Origin of the sequence: Palleronia rufa, from assembly GCF_000743715.1 — a bacterium.
In the GTDB taxonomy this organism is placed as follows: Bacteria; Pseudomonadota; Alphaproteobacteria; order Rhodobacterales; family Rhodobacteraceae; genus Palleronia; species Palleronia rufa.
In genome coordinates, this window is sequence record NZ_JQEY01000001.1 from 667,384 (window position 1) to 684,014 (window position 16,631).

The 16,631-nt window shown below is 69.1% G+C and carries 16 protein-coding genes; 9 read left to right on the top strand and 7 right to left on the bottom strand.

Features of this window, described 5'->3' with window-relative positions; genetic code table 11:
* The first annotated feature begins 46 nt into the window (after positions 1–46).
* The 5 genes from KW83_RS21690 to KW83_RS03190 all read left to right on the top strand — a co-directional run bounded on the left by KW83_RS21690 (position 47) and on the right by KW83_RS03190 (position 4,734).
* Complete coding sequence (locus tag KW83_RS21690; RefSeq protein WP_268745525.1) at positions 47–181, top strand: hypothetical protein; 135 nt, start codon at positions 47–49, stop codon at positions 179–181.
* Positions 171–1,694, top strand: a complete 1,524-nt coding sequence (locus KW83_RS03175) for a hypothetical protein (protein ID WP_036174264.1) — start codon at positions 171–173, stop codon at positions 1,692–1,694. Before KW83_RS21690 ends, KW83_RS03175 begins: the two co-directional genes overlap by 11 nt.
* Positions 1,691–2,605, top strand: a complete 915-nt coding sequence (locus KW83_RS03180; RefSeq protein ID WP_036174268.1) for a site-specific tyrosine recombinase XerD — start codon at positions 1,691–1,693, stop codon at positions 2,603–2,605. Before KW83_RS03175 ends, KW83_RS03180 begins: the two co-directional genes overlap by 4 nt.
* A gap of 66 nt (positions 2,606–2,671) precedes the next feature.
* Entirely contained in the window at positions 2,672–3,970 is a 1,299-nt protein-coding gene (locus tag KW83_RS03185; RefSeq protein ID WP_036174272.1) for an HlyC/CorC family transporter, read from the top strand.
* Positions 3,967–4,734, top strand: a complete 768-nt coding sequence (locus KW83_RS03190) for a glycerophosphodiester phosphodiesterase family protein (RefSeq protein ID WP_036174275.1) — start codon at positions 3,967–3,969, stop codon at positions 4,732–4,734. The genes KW83_RS03185 and KW83_RS03190 overlap by 4 nt, the downstream gene beginning before the upstream one ends.
* A 137-nt stretch (positions 4,735–4,871) precedes the next feature.
* Here the strand turns inward: KW83_RS03190 and KW83_RS03195 are convergent, their stop codons facing one another.
* The 3 genes from KW83_RS03195 to KW83_RS03205 form a co-directional block, all read right to left on the bottom strand.
* Positions 4,872–6,341 (bottom strand): carboxypeptidase M32, encoded by a 1,470-nt coding sequence (locus tag KW83_RS03195; protein ID WP_036174278.1) that lies wholly within the window; start codon positions 6,339–6,341, stop codon positions 4,872–4,874.
* A complete protein-coding gene (gene ctaA, locus KW83_RS03200) occupies positions 6,338–7,483 on the bottom strand; it encodes a heme A synthase (protein ID WP_036174281.1) in 1,146 nt (381 codons plus the stop codon). The genes KW83_RS03195 and ctaA overlap by 4 nt, the downstream gene beginning before the upstream one ends.
* A 61-nt stretch (positions 7,484–7,544) precedes the next feature.
* On the bottom strand, positions 7,545–8,264 hold the full coding sequence (locus KW83_RS03205) for an RNA methyltransferase (protein WP_036174284.1): 720 nt from the start codon (positions 8,262–8,264) through the stop codon (positions 7,545–7,547).
* A gap of 93 nt (positions 8,265–8,357) precedes the next feature.
* Between KW83_RS03205 and KW83_RS03210 the strand changes: the two genes are divergently transcribed.
* The 4 genes from KW83_RS03210 (at position 8,358) to preA (ending at position 12,265) form a co-directional block, all read left to right on the top strand.
* Positions 8,358–8,975, top strand: coding sequence for a thiamine phosphate synthase (locus KW83_RS03210; protein WP_036174287.1), 618 nt, complete (start codon positions 8,358–8,360; stop codon positions 8,973–8,975).
* A 96-nt stretch (positions 8,976–9,071) separates the two neighbouring features.
* Complete coding sequence (locus tag KW83_RS03215) at positions 9,072–10,445, top strand: NAD(P)-dependent oxidoreductase (protein ID WP_051928182.1); 1,374 nt, start codon at positions 9,072–9,074, stop codon at positions 10,443–10,445.
* Positions 10,446–10,571: 126 nt separating this feature from the next.
* Positions 10,572–10,973, top strand: coding sequence for a hypothetical protein (locus KW83_RS03220; protein ID WP_152563456.1), 402 nt, complete (start codon positions 10,572–10,574; stop codon positions 10,971–10,973).
* A complete protein-coding gene (gene preA, locus KW83_RS03225) occupies positions 10,961–12,265 on the top strand; it encodes an NAD-dependent dihydropyrimidine dehydrogenase subunit PreA (RefSeq protein ID WP_036174300.1) in 1,305 nt (434 codons plus the stop codon). Before KW83_RS03220 ends, preA begins: the two co-directional genes overlap by 13 nt.
* Positions 12,266–13,230: 965 nt before the next feature.
* Here preA and KW83_RS03230 read toward each other — a convergent pair.
* The 4 genes from KW83_RS03230 to KW83_RS03245 all read right to left on the bottom strand — a co-directional run bounded on the left by KW83_RS03230 (position 13,231) and on the right by KW83_RS03245 (position 16,629).
* Positions 13,231–13,677 (bottom strand): hypothetical protein, encoded by a 447-nt coding sequence (locus KW83_RS03230; protein ID WP_036174302.1) that lies wholly within the window; start codon positions 13,675–13,677, stop codon positions 13,231–13,233.
* A 5-nt stretch (positions 13,678–13,682) separates the two neighbouring features.
* Positions 13,683–14,957 (bottom strand): agmatinase family protein, encoded by a 1,275-nt coding sequence (locus tag KW83_RS03235; RefSeq protein WP_235191345.1) that lies wholly within the window; start codon positions 14,955–14,957, stop codon positions 13,683–13,685.
* Positions 14,958–15,052: 95 nt separating this feature from the next.
* Positions 15,053–15,820, bottom strand: a complete 768-nt coding sequence (locus KW83_RS03240; protein ID WP_036174304.1) for an ATP-binding cassette domain-containing protein — start codon at positions 15,818–15,820, stop codon at positions 15,053–15,055.
* Positions 15,817–16,629 (bottom strand): ABC transporter permease, encoded by an 813-nt coding sequence (locus KW83_RS03245; protein WP_036174306.1) that lies wholly within the window; start codon positions 16,627–16,629, stop codon positions 15,817–15,819. The genes KW83_RS03240 and KW83_RS03245 overlap by 4 nt, the downstream gene beginning before the upstream one ends.
* Positions 16,630–16,631: the final 2 nt, after the last annotated feature.

Here is a 16,631-nt window from a genome sequence, read left to right on the forward strand (position 1 = left end):
GTCAGATGCGGCCACACGGGCAAGGCATACGGAACAGGCGCATACCATGGTCAGATTGCTGAAATTCCTGCTGTTCGTGCTGGTGATCGGCTTTGTCGGACTGGTCGGCTACGCCTATCTGGGCAACATGGCGCCCCAGCGGACCGAACGCATCGAACCCGTGACCCTGGATGCGCAGTAGCCGCGCGGCCCTGGGGGCCGTCCTGGCGCTTTGCGCGGGGGCCGACGCCAGCGCGCAGGGCGAACCGCTGTCGGCCATCGACTGGCTGTCGGACACCGTCGTGACACCCGTGGCGATGCCGGCATCCGCCGCCGAGGGCGCGGAGGCACCGGTGGCCCGATCCGCGCGCCCGGAGGTCGTCGTCATCCGACCGCTGGACCGGCCCGCGCCGGACCTGGTCGGACTGTCTGCGGCCGCGGCGCGCGGGCTCCGGGGGGACCTCTGGTCGGCCTCCATCGCGGACACCGTCGCGCGACAGGTGGCAGAGCTTCCGACGCCGCGGATGCCGGTGTCCCAGGACCTGCTGCAGGCGATGCTGACCGTAGAGGCCAAGCCGCCCCGCGACAGCGCCGACGGCGTGGGATTCTTCCTGACCCGGCTCGACGCGCTTCTGGCGCTGGGGGCCTTCGACGCGGCGCGCGCGATGATGGAGCGGGCCGGCCACGAGGATCCGCAGATCTTCCGCCGCTGGTTCGACATGACCCTGCTCACCGGGCGCGAAAACGCCGCCTGCGAGCGGATGCGCGCCCTGCCGGAGATCACCCCAACCTATCCCGCGCGGGTCTTCTGCCTGGCGCGGTCGGGCGAATGGCCGGTGGCGGTCGTCACGCTTGAGACCGGGCGCGCCCTTGGCGTCATCACCGCCGCGGAGACGGAGCGCCTGACCCGGTTTCTCGACGATCAGGCCGGCGGCACGGCGCTGCTGCCGCCGGTTCCGCCCACGCCGCTCGATTTCATGATCTACGAAGCCATCGGTGAGCCGATGGGCACCCAGGACCTGCCGCTGGCCTTCGCCCATGCCGATCTGCGCGGAAACACCGGCTGGAAGCCCCGGATAGAGGCAGCCGAGCGCTTGGCGCGCGCCGGTGCGATTTCGCCGGGGCGGCTCTGGCAGATCTACGCAGAGCGTGAGCCTGCCGCGTCAGGCGGGCTGTGGGACCGGGTGGAGGCCGCGCAGAGGTTCGACGCGGCCCTTGCGGATGAGGACCTGGAAGCGGTCTCGCGCATCCTGCCCGCCGTCTGGGACGCGATGCGCGATGTCGCGCTGGGCGGGGTCTTTGCGGCGCGGTACGGTGCGATCCTGGCCCCGATGGCGCTGACGGGCCAGGCGAAATCCGCGGCGCAGGCGGCGGCGATCCTGGCCGGCGCGACGGACAGCCTGGCCGACCCCCTGCCAGACGGGCCGCTGGCGGCCATCGTCGCGGGCGGGGCGCCCGATCCCGACGATCCGGACCCGGTGCTGGCCGCCATCACCGCCGGCCTTACCGCGAAGGAGGTTCCCGATACCGTCGCAGCCATGCTCGGGGACGGCCGCACGGCCGAGGCGCTGATCTTCGCCATCGAGCTTCTGGAACAGGGCGCCGCGGGGAATCTCGATGCCGCCTCCGACGCGCTGGCGATCCTGAGGCGCGCCGGGCAGGCGGACCGGGCCCGCCGCGCGGCGCTCGAACTGCTTCTGCTGGCCCCGGCATGAGCCTGTCGCGCCGGATCTCCACGTTTCTGGACGCGAAATCCGCCGAGACCGGCGCGGCGGCCAATACCCAGCTGGCCTATGCGCGCGACCTTGCGGATTTTTCCGCCTGGCTCGACGCGCGCGGCACCGGTTTCGACGCCATCGACCGCGGCGCGATCGAGGCGTACATCATCTCATGCGAGGCCGCGGGGCTGGCCGTCTCGACCCGCGCGCGCAGGCTCTCGGCGATCAGGGGGCTGTTCCGCTTCGCCTATGAGGAGGGCTGGCGCACCGACAACCCGTCGATCCGCATCAAGGGTCCCGGCCGCGCCCGCCGCCTGCCCAAAACGCTGTCGGTCGAGGCTGTCGACCGGCTGCTGGAGGCCGCGCGCCGCGTCGGGCGCGCCGATGCCGACCGGCTGCGCAACGTCTGTCTGATGGAACTGCTCTACGCCACGGGGATGCGGGTGACGGAACTGGTGTCCCTGCCCGTCGCCGCCACGCGGGGCGACCCGCGGATGCTGCTGATCCGCGGCAAGGGCGGGCGCGAACGCATGGTCCCGCTCACCGGCGGCGCGCGGGCCGCGCTGTCCGCCTGGCTGTCCCTCCGCGACGCGGGCGACGATCCGAAGGCGCCGTCGCGGTTCCTTTTCCCGTCGCGGGGCAAGGCGGGCCACCTCACCCGGCACCGGTTCTTCCAGCTCATCAGAGAGATCGCGCTGGAGGCCGGGCTGGACCCCGCCGGCGTCACGCCCCACACCCTGCGCCACGCCTTCGCCACCCATCTGCTGGCCGGGGGCGCGGATCTCATGGCGATCCAGGCGCTGCTGGGCCACGCGGACGTCGCCACGACCCAGATCTACACCCATGTCCTGGACGCGCGGCTGAAGGAACTGGTGCTCGACCATCACCCGCTATCGACACGCGGCTGATGCGCCTGCCTTGTGCCGCGCGGCCCGCAACCCCATAACTGACCAAACCTCGGACATGCCGGAGCAATGGAACCCACCTCATCCTTCCTCGACGCCGCCTTCTGGACAACGGTCGGCGCGATCGTCCTGCTGCTTGTCTGCTCCGCCTTCTTTTCCGGCTCCGAGACCGCGCTGACCGCCGCCTCTCGCGGGAAGTTGCGCTCGCTCTCCGACAAGGGGTCCAAGGGCGCCGAACGCGCCCTGCGGATCACGGAGGACAACGAGCGGCTGATCGGCTCCGTCCTGCTGGGCAACAACCTGGTCAACATCCTGGCGACCTCTCTTGCCACCGCGCTCTTCACGCGGCTCTTCGGCGAATCCGGCGTGGCCATGGCGACACTGATCATGACGCTGCTGGTGCTGATCTTCGCCGAGGTGCTGCCGAAGACCTACGCCATCACCAACGCCGAGACCGCGGCGGCCGGGGTCTCCGCCCCGATCGCGGTGGTGGTCAAGGTGTTTTCGCCCGTCGTCAGCGCGGTCCGCGCATTGGTGCGGGCGATCCTGCGCCTCTTCGGCGTCCAGACCGACCCCGACAGCCAGATCCTGGCGATCCGGGAAGAGATCGAGGGCGCGCTGAACCTGGGCCACTCCGAAGGTGTCGTCGAAAAGGAGGACCGCGACCGGATCCTGGGCGCGCTGGATCTGGCCGAACGGACGGTCGAGGAGATCATGCTCCACCGCTCGAAGATCGAGATGCTGGACGCGGACGATCCGCCGGCCGAGCTGCTCCGGCAATGCCTTGAAAGCCCGCACACCCGCCTGCCCGTCTACCGCGACAAGCATGAGAACATCATCGGCGTGATCCATGCCAAGGACCTGTTGCGCGCCATGCACGCCCGCCTTGGAACGGAGGGCGGCGCGCTGGCGGCCTTCGACATTTCCGAAGTCGCCATGCCGCCCTATTTCGTGCCCGAGGTGACGACGCTGGACGACCAGATGCGGCAGTTCCTGCGTCGGCACACGCATTTCGCGCTGGTGGTGGACGAATACGGCGCATTGCAGGGACTCATCACGCTTGAGGACATCCTGGAAGAGATCGTGGGCGAGATCACCGACGAGTTCGACCTGGACGCGGAGGCCCCCTATCGCCGCACGGACGGCGGCGATTGGATCGTGGACGGCGGCATGACCATCCGCGACCTGAACCGCGCCGCCGACTGGTCCCTGCCCGACGACGAGGCCAACACCGTCGCGGGTCTGGTGATCCACGAGGCGCAGACGATCCCGACCCAGGGACAGGTGTTCTCGTTCCACGGCTTCCGGTTCGAGGTCATGCAGCGCACCGACAACAGGATCACCCGCCTGCGCATCCGGCCGCTGTGAGCTTCCCTTATCTCGACGCCCCGCGCCCCCGCGCCTTTGCCCATCGCGGCTGCGCGGAGGGCTGCGCAGAGAACAGTTTCGAGGCCGTCGCACGTGCCGTCGACATGGGGTTCGGGTATGTCGAGACCGACGTGCAGGCGACCCGCGACGGCGTGGCCGTGCTCTTTCATGACGACACCACCGACCGGCTTATGGGCGCGCCCGGCCGCATCGCCGACCGGGACTGGGCGGACTTGGCGCGAACGGGTCTGGCCGGCGGCGGAGGGCTGGCGCGGCTCGATACGGTGCTGGACGCCTTTCCGGGCCTGCGGCTCAACATCGACGCCAAGACCGACGACGTTGTGGGTCCCATGGCCCGCGCCATCGCGGATGCGCACGCCACCGACCGGGTCTGCGCCGCCGCCTTCGACATCCGTCGCACACGCGCGCTGCGCGAGCGTCTGGGACCGCGGCTCTGCTGGTCTCCCGCCATGGGCGGGGTGGCGGCGCTGTGGGCCTGGGGGTGGGGCGTTGCCGTACCCGGTGAGACGGCGCCCTGCTACCAGGTGCCGCTGCGCTGGAATGGCATCCCGCTCGTCACCCGGCGCGTCGTCGCCGCCGCCCATGCGCGCGGGGCGGAGATCCATGTCTGGACGGTGGACGATCCGGCGGAGATGACCCGCCTGCTGGACCTCGGCGTGGACGGTCTGATGACCGACCGGCCGCGGGTGCTGATCGACGCGCTGTCCCGGCGCGGCGCCTGGCATCGGCAGCCGCAGGGCTGATGCCTTGGCGCGCCGCCCGTCGCGGCATCCTGTCCCGCGCGGCATGCGCCTCGGACCCCGCGTTGCCGCCGATCAGGTCGGGCGGCTCAGGGCGGTCGGCGCAGGCTACCCGGCCCGGACATTCCGGCGCCCCCGACCTAGATCGCGTATATGTCGCCGAATTTGGCCTCGAGGTAGTCCAGCAACGGCGCTTCGGAGGGCGCCTGTCCGCAGGCGCGGGCGATGAGGTCGCGGGGCGGGTAGAGCCCGCCGTGGACCTGGACCCGTCCGGCCAGCCAATCCGTGGCCGGGGACGGATCACCCGCGGCCAGGGCCGCGTCCAGGTCCGGCAGATCGTCGCGCAGTGCCGTCGCCAGGCAGCCCGCATAGACATTGCCCAGCGTGTAGGTCGGGAAGTAGCCGAACAGCCCCACGGACCAGTGCACGTCCTGAAGGCAGCCCAGAGCGGCGCGGGGCGGGCGATAGCCGAAATCGGCCTCGAACCGCGCGTCCCAGGCCTCTGACAGATCGGCGGCCTCCAGCCGTCCGGCGATCATCTCGCGCTCCAGATCGAAGCGCAAAAGGACATGAAGGTTGTACTGAACCTCATCCGCCTCGGTGCGAATGTAGCCCCGGTGCAGGCGGTTCACGGTTCCGTAGAAGGCCTCCGGATCCATGCCAAGCGCGCCGAAGCTCTGTTCCATCCGCCCGTGCAGCCAGCCGGTGAAGGCGCGGCTCCGGCCCAGCTGGTTCTCATAGATCCGCGATTGGCTTTCGTGAACCCCCATGGAGACGCCGCGCCCGAGGGGGGTGAAAAGATACGCCGCGTCTATGGTCTGCTCGTAGCAGGCATGGCCGACCTCATGGATGGTGGAATAGATGCAGTTGAACGGATCGGCGGGGTCGGTCCGGGTGGTGATCCGCACGTCGGTGCCCGACCCCGAACTGAACGGATGCACCGCCCGGTCGATCCGGCCCCGCGCGGTGTCATAGCCGAAGGTGCGCGCGATCCCGGCACTCAGGCCCATCTGGGTGTCCGGATCGAAGGTGCCCGACAACGCCGACGGCTGGCGCGCGGCCCCCAGCGCGCGGTCGCGCAGCGCGATGAGCCGCGGGCGGAGCGCGCCGAACATGTCTTCCAGCATCGCCGCCGTGGCGCCGGGCTCATAGTCGTCCAGAAGCGCGTCATAGGGATCGCCGCCATCGGCCAGTGCTGCGGCCTCCTCGCGCTTGAGCGCGACGACCCGGGCCAGGACCGGTGCGAAGGCCGGAAAATCGTCCGCCGCCCGCGCCTCGGCCCACTGGCCCTGCGCCATGGAGGTGACGCGCGCCAGTTCCGACGCGAGCCGCGCGGGCACCCGCGCCGTCCGCTCGAAACTGCGGCGGATGTGGCGCAGATTGGCCTCGGCCGCGGGATCGTCGGCCGCGGCGCGCTCCAGCCAGTCGCCGAGGCGCGGGTCGGTCCGGCGGGCGTGGAGCAGCCCCTCCATCACGCCCATCTCCTCGGCCCTCTGGGCGGCGGCCCCGCGCGGCATCACCGTCTCCTGGTCCCAGCCCAGGCGCATGGCGACGTGGGACAGCGCCTCGGTCTCACGCTGGTGGGCCATCAGATCGGCATAGGCGCTCATGCCGGATCCCTCAGGGACTGGCTGCGCGGATAGGCCGTCTGATGGCGGGCGCGCAGGATCAGCACCCAGAGCGCGACGGCGCCAAGCTGGTGCAGGATCGCCAGACCCCAGGGCGCCGAATACATCACGGTCACGATCCCCAGCACGATCTGCAGCACCATCATGGCGATCACGCCGTGCCATGCGCCCCGCGTCGCGCGGAAGGAGGACCGGCGCGCGCGCAACAACACCACGAGCCCGGCGGCGAAGAGCAGGTAGCCCCAGGACCGGTGGATGAACTGCACCAGCCCGTCGTTCTCGAAGAAGTTGCGCCAGAGGGGCTGGATCTGGAACGGATCGGGCGGCAGGAAACCCCCGGCCATCAGCGGCCAGTCGGTATAGTTGCGGCCCGCGTCGATGCCGGCGACCAGCGCGCCCAGCAGGATCTGCACGAACGCCAGCGCCAGGATCACGCTGCCCGCACGCATCAGCGCAGGCTCCCGGCCCCGTCGGGCCTGCATCAGCTGCGCGTCGCTGCGCGACAGGGACAGGGCGAACCAGGCGATCAGGCCCAGGATGACGAAGGCCAGGCCCAGATGCGTGGCCAGCCGGTAGGAGGCCACGTCCACGGCCCTGCCGCTGAGGCCGGAGGACACCATCCACCAGCCGATCGCGCCCTGCAACCCGCCGAGCGCGCCCAGCGCCAGCAGCCGGCCGGTCCAGCCCGGCGGGATCCTGCGTGCGGCCAGGAACCCCACGAACCCCAGCGCCCAGACCAGACCGACGATCCGGCCCAGTTGCCGGTGGCCCCATTCCCACCAGTAGATCGACTTGAACTCCGACAGGGTCATGTCGGCGTTCTGCAACTGAAATTCTGGGATTTCCCGGTATTTGGCGAACTCGGTCTCCCAGGCGGATTGCGACAGGGGCGGCAGGGCGCCGGTCACGGGACGCCATTCGGTGATCGCCAGTCCGGAATCCGTCAGCCGGGTCAGCCCGCCCACCGCGATCATCGCCACCACCAGGACGAAAAGCACCAGAAGCCAGGCGCGCACCGCCCGGCGCGCGCCGCGGGGAAGCGCGTCGATCATGCCGCCCTTCGGGGCCGGGTCCCGGGGGCGCTGGGTGCCCACCTCTTCGAAGATCGCGCGCTTCTGAGCCATGGGGCCTCCGACCTCACCCGTGTCGCGCGGCAAGCTATGCCCGCTGCGCCGGGCGCACAAGTCAACCCGGCCGGCGGCGGACCAGTTGCCGCAGCGCGCCGTGCAGAAGCTGCACGTCGGGACCCGACAGCGGCATCCGCGACCAGAGGTTGCGAAAGCTGCGGCGCATATGCGCGGCCTTCTCCGGCGGAAAGAAGTACCCGGCCTCATCCAGCCGGTCCTCCCAATGGGTGGCGAAGCGGTCGACATCGGCGGCGGTGGCCATATCCGTTGACGGCGCCTGGGCATGCTCGACCGCCCCGCGCCGCCATTCATAGCCCAAGAGCAGCACGCATTGCGCCAGGTTCAGCGACGGGAACAAGGGGTTCACCGGCACCGTGACGACCGCATTGGCGCGGGCCACGTCGTCGTTTTCCAGCCCCGCGCGCTCTGGCCCGAACAGGATGCCGACACGCCGTCCCTGACCGATCATCTCACGCGCCGCCTGCATGGCGGCCTCCGGCTCGAACACGGGCTTCGGCATGTCGCGTCGCCGGGCCGTGGTGGCAAAGACGAAATCGCAGGTATCGGCGGCCTCGGCGAGCGTTCCGGCCACGCGCGCGCCCTCCAGGACCGGCTTCGCGCCAGAGGCCATGGCCGCGGCCCTGGGGTTCGGCCAGCCGTCGCGGGGCGCGACCAGCCGCAGGTCGGTCAGGCCGAAATTCAGCATCGCGCGGGCCGCGGCGCCGATGTTCTCGCCCATCTGCGGGCGGATCAGGATGATGGCGGGTGTGTCGGACATGGGCTGCGTGTTAGCCGCGCTCGCGCGGACCGGCAACCATGGTCAAGCGCGCGGCGCAGGGCTAAGACGCGCACACCTGCCAAGGAGACCGCCATGGCCGAAGACCTGCCGCAACTCTACCTGATCTCGCCGCCGCAGGTCGATCAGGCGTTCGTCGAACGCCTCGGCCCGTTGCTCGACGTCCATCCGGTCGCCTGCCTGCGGCTGGCCCTTGCCACCCGGGACGAGGACCGTCTGCTGCGCGCCTGCGACGGGCTGCGCGCGGTGACAGAGCCGCGCGACGTGGCGCTGGTGATCGCCGACCACTGGAAGCTGGCCCAACGCGCCGGGCTCGACGGCGTGCACCTTGGCGACGGATCGCGGCAGGTGAAGAGGGCGCGCGCGGATCTGGGCGCCGACGCCATCGTCGGGGCCTATTGCGGCGCCTCGCGCCACGACGGGATGACATCCGCGGAGATGGGCGCCGATTACGTGGCCTTCGGCCCCGTGGGCGGCCCGGACCTGGGGGACGAGATGGCACAGGACGACCTGTTTCAGTGGTGGTCAGAGGTGATCGAGATCCCGGTCGTGGCGGAAGGCGGTCTGGACGCGGCGGCTCTGGCGCGCCTTGCCACCACCGCCGATTTCGTCGCTTTGGGGGAGGAGGTCTGGTCCGCGCCGGACCCCTCCGCGCGGCTGGGCACGTTGCTGGCGGCGCTTTCGGGGGGCTGAGCCGCGCGCGGCGCCCAGAATTTACCGTTTGATAAAAAAACGGACCGTGCCATGCTGATCCGGGACTAGGGACCGGATCAACCAAAGGACCAGAGCATGGCCGACAGCTATACCCCCGGCATCGCCGCCCACCGTCTGGAAGCAGAGCAGATCGCGCTGAACTTCGCCGATCTGCACCCGCCGCTGGACGCGCATGAGGCCGCGGTCGCCGCGGACCGGTGCTATTTCTGCTACGACGCGCCCTGTGTGACCGCCTGCCCCACAGCGATCGACATTCCGCTTTTCATCCGCCAGATCTCGACCGGGCAGAGCGATGAGGCCGGGCGCACGATCCTGGGCCAGAACGTGCTGGGCGGCATGTGCGCCCGCGTCTGCCCGACGGAGGATCTGTGCGAAGGGGCCTGCGTGCGCGAGGCCGCAGAGGGCAAGCCGGTCGAGATCGGCCGCCTGCAGCGCCACGCCACCGACACGCTGATGGCGCGCCAGGACCACCCGTTCGGGCGCGCGCCCGAGACCGGCCACCGGGTCGCCGTGGTCGGGGCCGGTCCGGCGGGGCTGGCCTGCGCGCACCGGCTGGCCATGCGGGGCCATGCGGTGACGCTCTATGACGCCAAGGACAAGCCTGGCGGGCTGAACGAATTCGGGATCGCGGCCTACAAGTCCACGGACGGTTTCGCGCAGGCAGAGGTCGATTGGCTCTTGCAGATCGGCGGCATCGCGTTGGAGCCGGGCCGCGCACTGGGGCGGGATCTGACGCTGGACGGGCTGACGGCGGAATTCGACGCGGTGTTCCTGGGCGTGGGTCTTGCCGGGGTCAACGCGCTGGAGGCGGCGGGGACGGACCGCGACGGCGTGCAGGATGCGGTCGGATTCATCGCTGCCCTGCGCCAGGCGGACGATCTGTCCGCCCTGCCGGTGGGCCGCAATGTGGTCGTCATCGGCGGCGGCATGACCGCCATCGACGCCGCCGTGCAGTCCAGGCTGCTGGGCGCGGAGACCGTGACCGTGGCCTATCGCCGGGGCCGCGGCCGGATGGGCGCGTCGCGCTACGAGCAGGATCTGGCGACATCCAGTGGCGTTCGGATCCTGGAGAACGCGCAGCCGCGCGCGATCCTCGGCAACGGCGCCGTACAGCAGATCGAGCTGGAATACACCGCCGACGACGGGACCGGCCTCAAGGGCACCGGAGAGACCCTGCGCCTGCCCGCCGACCAGGTGTTCAAGGCGATCGGCCAGACGCTGACGCTGGCGGCGGGGCTGGAGGCCGACGGCGCCAAGATCCGCGTGGACGCCCGCGGCCGCACCTCTGCCCCGCGTGTCTGGGCCGGCGGCGACTGTACCCCCGGCGACGACCTGACCGTGGTCGCCGTGGCTCAGGGCCGCGACGCGGCAGAGGACATCCATGCCGAACTGACCGGCGCCGCCCGTGCCGTGACCGGCGCCCGTATCGGCGACGCCGCCCGGACCTGAGGGGGACACACCATGGCCGATCCGAGCACGGCCGAACGCGGGGCGCTCGATGCGATATCGACGTTGCAGGACCCGGTGCGATTGCGCGCCACGATTGCGAACGCTCGTGGAAGAAATAGCCCTGTCGTGGAACGCGCCGTATTCTCGCATCTGCGCGCGGTTCGGCCAGAGGCAACTCCCGGAACGGTCGAACACGATGTCCGGCTGGCTGTTCACGCGCCGAAAGAGATGGTGACCGCAGAGCGCGGAAAGACCGCGCGGCTCAGCCGCACGCGAAAGAAGATCGGCCGGGACGGTGAGGCCAGGGCCGCTGCCGACCTGACGCTCCGCCAGACCGCCTTGGGCGGGTTCGTAATGCCGGTGGAACGCGGGCACCCCGAACTGCCGTTCGAAGCCGTCGTGCCGCGCCAGTCCAAGACGTTCGACGCAGGCGTGCACATTGCCGCCCGGGATCGCCCGGTCGCCGGGACCATCGACCCGACCCCCTCAACGCAAGCTGGCACAGGAGATCAGCCATGGCCGATCTGACCACCGACTTCGTGGGCATCACCAGCCCCAACCCGTTCTGGCTGGCCTCGGCCCCGCCCACGGACAAGGAGTACAACGTCCGCCGCGCGTTTCAGGCCGGTTGGGGCGGGGTCGTATGGAAGACGCTGGGGGCGGAGGGCCCTCCGGTCGTCAACGTCAACGGCCCCCGCTACGGCGCGATCCACGGCGCCGACCGGCGGCTTCTGGGTCTCAACAACATCGAGCTGATCACCGACCGCCCGCTGGAGGTGAACCTGGAGGAGATGGCCCGGGTCAAGGCCGACTGGCCGGACCGCGCGCTGATCGCCTCGATCATGGTCCCGTGCGAGGAAGCCGCCTGGAAGGCGATCCTGCCCCGCGTGGCCGAGACCAACGCCGACGGGATCGAGTTGAACTTCGGCTGCCCCCACGGGATGAGCGAGCGTGGCATGGGCTCTGCCGTGGGTCAGGTGCCCGAATACATCGAGATGGTCGTCCGCTGGTGCAAGGCATATTACGACCGCCCGGTGATCGTGAAGCTGACCCCCAACATCGCCGACATCCGCAAACCGGCAGAGGCCGCGCGGAACGGCGGTGCCGATGCCGTCAGCCTGATCAACACGATCAACTCGATCACGTCGGTCAACCTCGACACCATGAGCCCGGAGCCGTCGATCGACGGCAAGGGATCGCATGGCGGTTATTGCGGCCCCGCCGTCAAGCCCATCGCGCTGTCCATGGTGTCCGAGATCGCACGGGCCGAGGCGACGCGGGGCATGCCGATCTCCGGCATCGGCGGCGTCACCACCTGGCGCGACGCGGCCGAGTTCATCGCCTTGGGTTGCGGCAACGTGCAGGTCTGCACCGCGGCCATGACCTACGGATTTCGCATCGTGTCGGAGATGGCGTCGGGGCTGTCGGCCTGGATGGACGACAAGGGCTATGCGCGGGTGTCCGACGTGGTGGGCCGCGCGGTGCCGAACGTCACCGACTGGCAGTACCTGAACCTCAACTACGTGACCAAGGCGCGGATCGACCAGGACGCCTGCATCCAGTGCGGCCGCTGCTACGCCGCGTGCGAGGACACGTCCCACCAGGCCATCGCCATGTCCCCGGCGCGGATGTTCACCGTGAAGGACGACGAATGCGTAGCCTGCAACCTCTGTGTGGAGGTCTGCCCGGTCGAGGACTGCATCACCATGGTGGAACTGCAGCCCGGCGAGACGGATCCCCGCACTGGCAGGACGGTCGAGGACGCTTCCGCCAACTGGACCACCCACCCCAACAACCCCGGCGCCGTCGCGGCGGAGTAAGGGGGTTTGGACGGGGCCGGGCGGACCTGATGGGAGCTTGATCGCGATGCCGCCACAGATGTGCGCTGAGGCGGCAACGCTGGTGCCGGATCGGTCGGGCATGTGCTCTTGAGAGCAGGTATTGAACATCGGCTGGGGGTCCGCAATTTGCCGAATGCCGCGTTCCGCATGATGCCAGCTTCGGCGGGTTGTGCTGCGATTGCAGCACGGTGTTCCGTTTCATACTTCGTTTGCCCTCGATGGCGTTCCGGCCATCCGTGGCGGACCCCTGTGCAGTGCTGAGAGCGTTTTGCGCGAACGTGGCATTGAGAACGGTGCCATACTCAGCCGACGCGATCGAGACGCGCGGTCGTGCCGCAGGACTTTCCGGCTCGGCCAAGCTCTTATCCAGCCGGATTTCGCATGGTTCCGATCCTCGACCCATCACCGGGTCTGCCGCGCGAAGACACCAACTGATTTGTCAGTCGCCGGGGAGCCCAGTATGTCGGGATAAGGCGGCTTGTCGCTATCGCCCGCCCTGTAGCCTGTGGTGGTGTCGCGACGGCCATCGTAGAACATCGTCCCGAAAACGACGTGGCGTTGCGCATCGACATTGCGCAATCGCGCGCTGGCAGCCCCCCGGAAGCGCCTCTTGATGCGTTGCAGCGGGCGCTTGCCGAACTCGGCGCTGGTGCCCCGGTGACGGAATGCGCCTTCGATGCGGGTTGCCGCGACAGCGCGTCGTTCATCACCGCCCTACGTGCGGCGCAGGGCCTGGCGCCGGGCTGGCTCTTTCGCGCCGGGTGCGCTTGTTGCTGCCGCAAACGCCGCAGCACGAGCGTAAACGATAGCTGCAATGGGAATCCCAACGCACGCGCTCAGAACCGGCCAGACGCTTGCATCCGCGTGGGCGTGAGAGGCGGCTGCGGTGTGGGACAGCGCTGGGTTTGCGGACAGCAGGGACAGGACGGCGAGGGTCGTGGTTTTCATGCTTCGATCTCCCGCTTACGGGTTGTCAGAAAGTCCCGCAGATCGAGGGCGGACTTTTCGTCCATCGACACGTAGATCAGCGACATGTTGGTGCGCTCGCGGACCATCTCTCCCGGGAACGGCAGGTAGGACAGCTCTCGGGATCCGAAGCTGGGGGACGCGGTGCCGACCTGCCACTCCGTCGTCAGTTCCACGTCCACAAGCTTCAGTGCCGTCGCGCCGGAGCGGCCGGGACGCTCGAACGGCACGCCCGCCAGCCTGAGGTAGCTGGTCTTGTCCCTGGCCTGGACGAACCCGTCGATGAACTGGGCGGCAAGCACCTGAAGGTCCGCCGCCGCATCCTCTGCATGCATGTGGCTGTGCAGGTGATCCGCGTCGTGGGGGTGGTTGTGGTCGTGCGGATGGTGGTGGTGATGGTCGTGCGGGGCATGGTCATGGGGCATGGGGGTCATCCGATCCTGTGGGGTTCTGGGTTCGACCAGCGCTTGCCGTCGAACTCGCCATGGGGAATCGCCACCGGCTTGTCGATGTGGCGCTTGTGGGCCCCCAGCTTGCCGTGGGACACCAGCGATCCCAGAACGTCCACGATGACCCGCGTGCCCATCAGCGCCGTGATCTCTGACTGGTCGTAGGGCGGGCTGACCTCGACCAGCTCCATCCCGCAGATGCCTTCGGCCGCGACCCTGGAGGCCAGCGCGAGGGCCTCTCGCGGCAGGAAGCCGCCCGGTTCGGGCCAGCCGGTTCCGGGCACGAAGCCGCAGTCGATGCTGTCGATGTCGAAGGACAGGTAGACCATGTCCACCCCGTCCCAGGCCATTTCCAGCGCCATCTCGGCGGTCCTGTCGATGCCCATCGCCTCCATGTCGGACATGGTGATGATGTTGGTCTGGCGCTCGCGGGCGACCTTCACGGCCTCACGCGGGACCTGCCAGCCGCCGATGCCGACCTGAACCAGGTTCCTGGGCGACACGTTCGGCATGTCGGTGGCGTGGAACCACGGCGTGGTGTGCATCCGCTCGTCCAGGTCCTTTTCCTGGATGTCGGCGTGGCGGTCGAAATGCACGATGCCGATTTTCTTCGATGTGCATTCGGCAATGCCGCGCAGGCACGGGAAACCGATGGAGTGGTCGCCGCCGATCATGATGGGCAGGGAACCGGACGAGAACACGTGGCTGACCGCCCGGCTGATCTGGTCGAAGCTCTTTTCGATGTTCGCCGGAATGGTGAACACGTCGCCGGCGTCGCACATGGTCATCTGCTCGCGCAGGTCGACGCCGGTTTCGTAGTTGTAGGGCGTGTAGAGCGCGGAGATCTTGCGCACCCCCTGCGGTCCGAAGCGGGTGCCGGCGCGGTAGGTGGTGCCGCCGTCGAACGGGATGCCCAGAACGGTCGCGTCGTAATGGGCGACCTCCTGCACGTCCTCGGCATAGGGCGCTTTCAGGAAGGTGTTGATGCCGGCGTAATGGGGCAGCTCGCCGCGCGCGAAGGTGGGAATGGACTTGTCGTCGATGCTGTCGGCGCCCGTCAGGCCCATGCGCAGCGCCCAGCGGCGCTCTTCGTCCCAGCGCCCCCCCGGCAGCTCTTCCTCCTTCTGCATGGCCTTCCAGCCGCCCAGCTTGGTCAGGTCGGGATGGTGGCCACGGCGCCCGCGGGCGGCAAGGCGGCCGGCCATGGCGCGGGGATGGCGGGAGCGCGCTTCGGCGCGGTCAAGATCAGAGAACATCGCTGTCTCCCTCATGTGCCCCGATCTGCGGGGCGGTCGGTACGGGCCTTGGCAAACCTGTCTGCGCGGGGCCCGGCGGCGCGCAGGAGGGACGTCTAATGCGCGGCGAGCCGGGGGTAGTTGTCCAGGATATGCTGAAAGGGCACGCCGCCGTCGCGCGCATCGAAATCATATGTGACCGTGGCGCCGAACGCCTCTGGCATGTGGGGATCCCAGCGCGTCTTGTCGAAGACCAGCACGCGGTCGCCAAGCTTGAAGCCCTCGCTCAGATCGTGGGTGACCATGAAGACCGTCATTCTCGTCTCGGCCCGCAGCTCTGTCAGGAAGTCATGCATGGCAATTCGCGTGCCAGGGTCGAGCGCACCGAACGGTTCGTCCAGCAAAAGAATCCGGGGCCGCGCGGTCAGGGCCTGTCCGATGGCAAGGCGTTGCTGCATTCCGCCCGACAGTGTCGCGGGATAATTCTTGGCCACATGCGCCAAGCCGATGCGGTCCAGCGTCTTGTCAGCCCGGTCGCGTGCCGCACGCAGTCTGGCGCCGAAGAACCGGCCCAGCCCGCTTGGGAAGCTCTCGGCAGCGACGATGTTGTCGCGTACGGTCATGTGCGGGAAGACTGAGTATCTCTGGAACACCACGCCGCGCTCCCGCCCCGGCTCGCGCGCAGGTTCGCCGCCGTCGATGCGGATCTCGCCGCGGCTCGGCGTCTCGTCCGCCAGCAGCAGGCGGAGGAAAGTGGACTTGCCGCAGCCAGAGGCCCCCACGATAGAGACGAACTCTCCCTCTGCCACGTCCAGATTGACCCGCTCGATGATCGAGCGATCGCCATAGCGCTGCCAGACATCTGTGACGGTCACGAAGCTCACAGCCCCGCCTCCAGCCACGGGAAGGCGGCGCGCGACGTGGCCTTCAACGCCCAATCTATCAGAAAGGCCAGAAGCGTGATCCAGATGACGTAGGTCAGGATGATGTCCATCGCGAGATACCGGCGGACAAGGAAAATGCGGTAGCCAAGCCCAGAGTCCGCCGCGACCGCCTCGGCCGCGATCAGGAACAGCCACGCGGCCCCCAGCGACAAGCGCACCGACTGAAGCAGGCGCGGCAGGATCTTCGGCAGAACCACACGCAGGGCGATCACCGCCGTCGACGCGCCAAGGGTCTGCGCCTTGACGATTTCCTCATGCGGGATGTCGAGCACGCGCTGGCTGAGGTCGCGGGTTATGAATGGCGTGATGCCCACGACGATCAGAACGACCTTGGACGTTTCTCCCAATCCGAAGACGATAAAGAGGATCGGCAGAAGGGCCAGCGGCGGCACCATCGAAACGACGGCGACGAAATCCGACAGGGTGCGCCGCGCATAGGGCAGCATGCCGATCAGAGTTCCCAGTACCGTTGCCGACGCGGCGGCGATGCCGACCCCAAGGCCAAGGCGGCGCAGGCTGGACAAGGTGTCGGTCCACAGCAGGATGTCACCCGAGCGCCGGTCACCTTCGGTGAAGATCTGCCGCGCGGTCGCGGCAATGGTTTCCGGCGCGGGCAACAGCTTGTCCGCGGGATTCGCGGCCAACCGGACCTCCGATCCGATCCAGTAGGCGATCAGCACGGCCACGAAGGGCACCGCGGCCAGAAGCACGGCGGCGGGCCGGGCGGGACGTCGGTTGATCAAGCGCATGT

Bases quoted from the DNA above. Each gene is read 5' to 3' on its own strand.
- preA (WP_036174300.1), top strand. From the start codon at position 10,961: ATGGCCGATCTGACCACCGACTTCGTGGGCATCACCAGCCCCAACCCG.
- KW83_RS03245 (WP_036174306.1), bottom strand. From the start codon at position 16,629: ATGCGCTTGATCAACCGACGTCCCGCCCGGCCCGCCGCCGTGCTTCTG.
- KW83_RS03230 (WP_036174302.1), bottom strand. From the start codon at position 13,677: ATGCCCCATGACCATGCCCCGCACGACCATCACCACCACCATCCGCAC.
- KW83_RS03215 (WP_051928182.1), top strand. From the start codon at position 9,072: ATGGCCGACAGCTATACCCCCGGCATCGCCGCCCACCGTCTGGAAGCA.
- KW83_RS03205 (WP_036174284.1), bottom strand. From the start codon at position 8,264: ATGTCCGACACACCCGCCATCATCCTGATCCGCCCGCAGATGGGCGAG.
- ctaA (WP_036174281.1), bottom strand. From the start codon at position 7,483: ATGGCTCAGAAGCGCGCGATCTTCGAAGAGGTGGGCACCCAGCGCCCC.
- KW83_RS21690 (WP_268745525.1), top strand. From the start codon at position 47: ATGGTCAGATTGCTGAAATTCCTGCTGTTCGTGCTGGTGATCGGCTTT.
- KW83_RS03185 (WP_036174272.1), top strand. From the start codon at position 2,672: ATGGAACCCACCTCATCCTTCCTCGACGCCGCCTTCTGGACAACGGTC.
- KW83_RS03180 (WP_036174268.1), top strand. From the start codon at position 1,691: ATGAGCCTGTCGCGCCGGATCTCCACGTTTCTGGACGCGAAATCCGCC.
- KW83_RS03195 (WP_036174278.1), bottom strand. From the start codon at position 6,341: ATGAGCGCCTATGCCGATCTGATGGCCCACCAGCGTGAGACCGAGGCG.
- KW83_RS03175 (WP_036174264.1), top strand. From the start codon at position 171: ATGCGCAGTAGCCGCGCGGCCCTGGGGGCCGTCCTGGCGCTTTGCGCG.
- KW83_RS03235 (WP_235191345.1), bottom strand. From the start codon at position 14,957: ATGTTCTCTGATCTTGACCGCGCCGAAGCGCGCTCCCGCCATCCCCGC.
- KW83_RS03210 (WP_036174287.1), top strand. From the start codon at position 8,358: ATGGCCGAAGACCTGCCGCAACTCTACCTGATCTCGCCGCCGCAGGTC.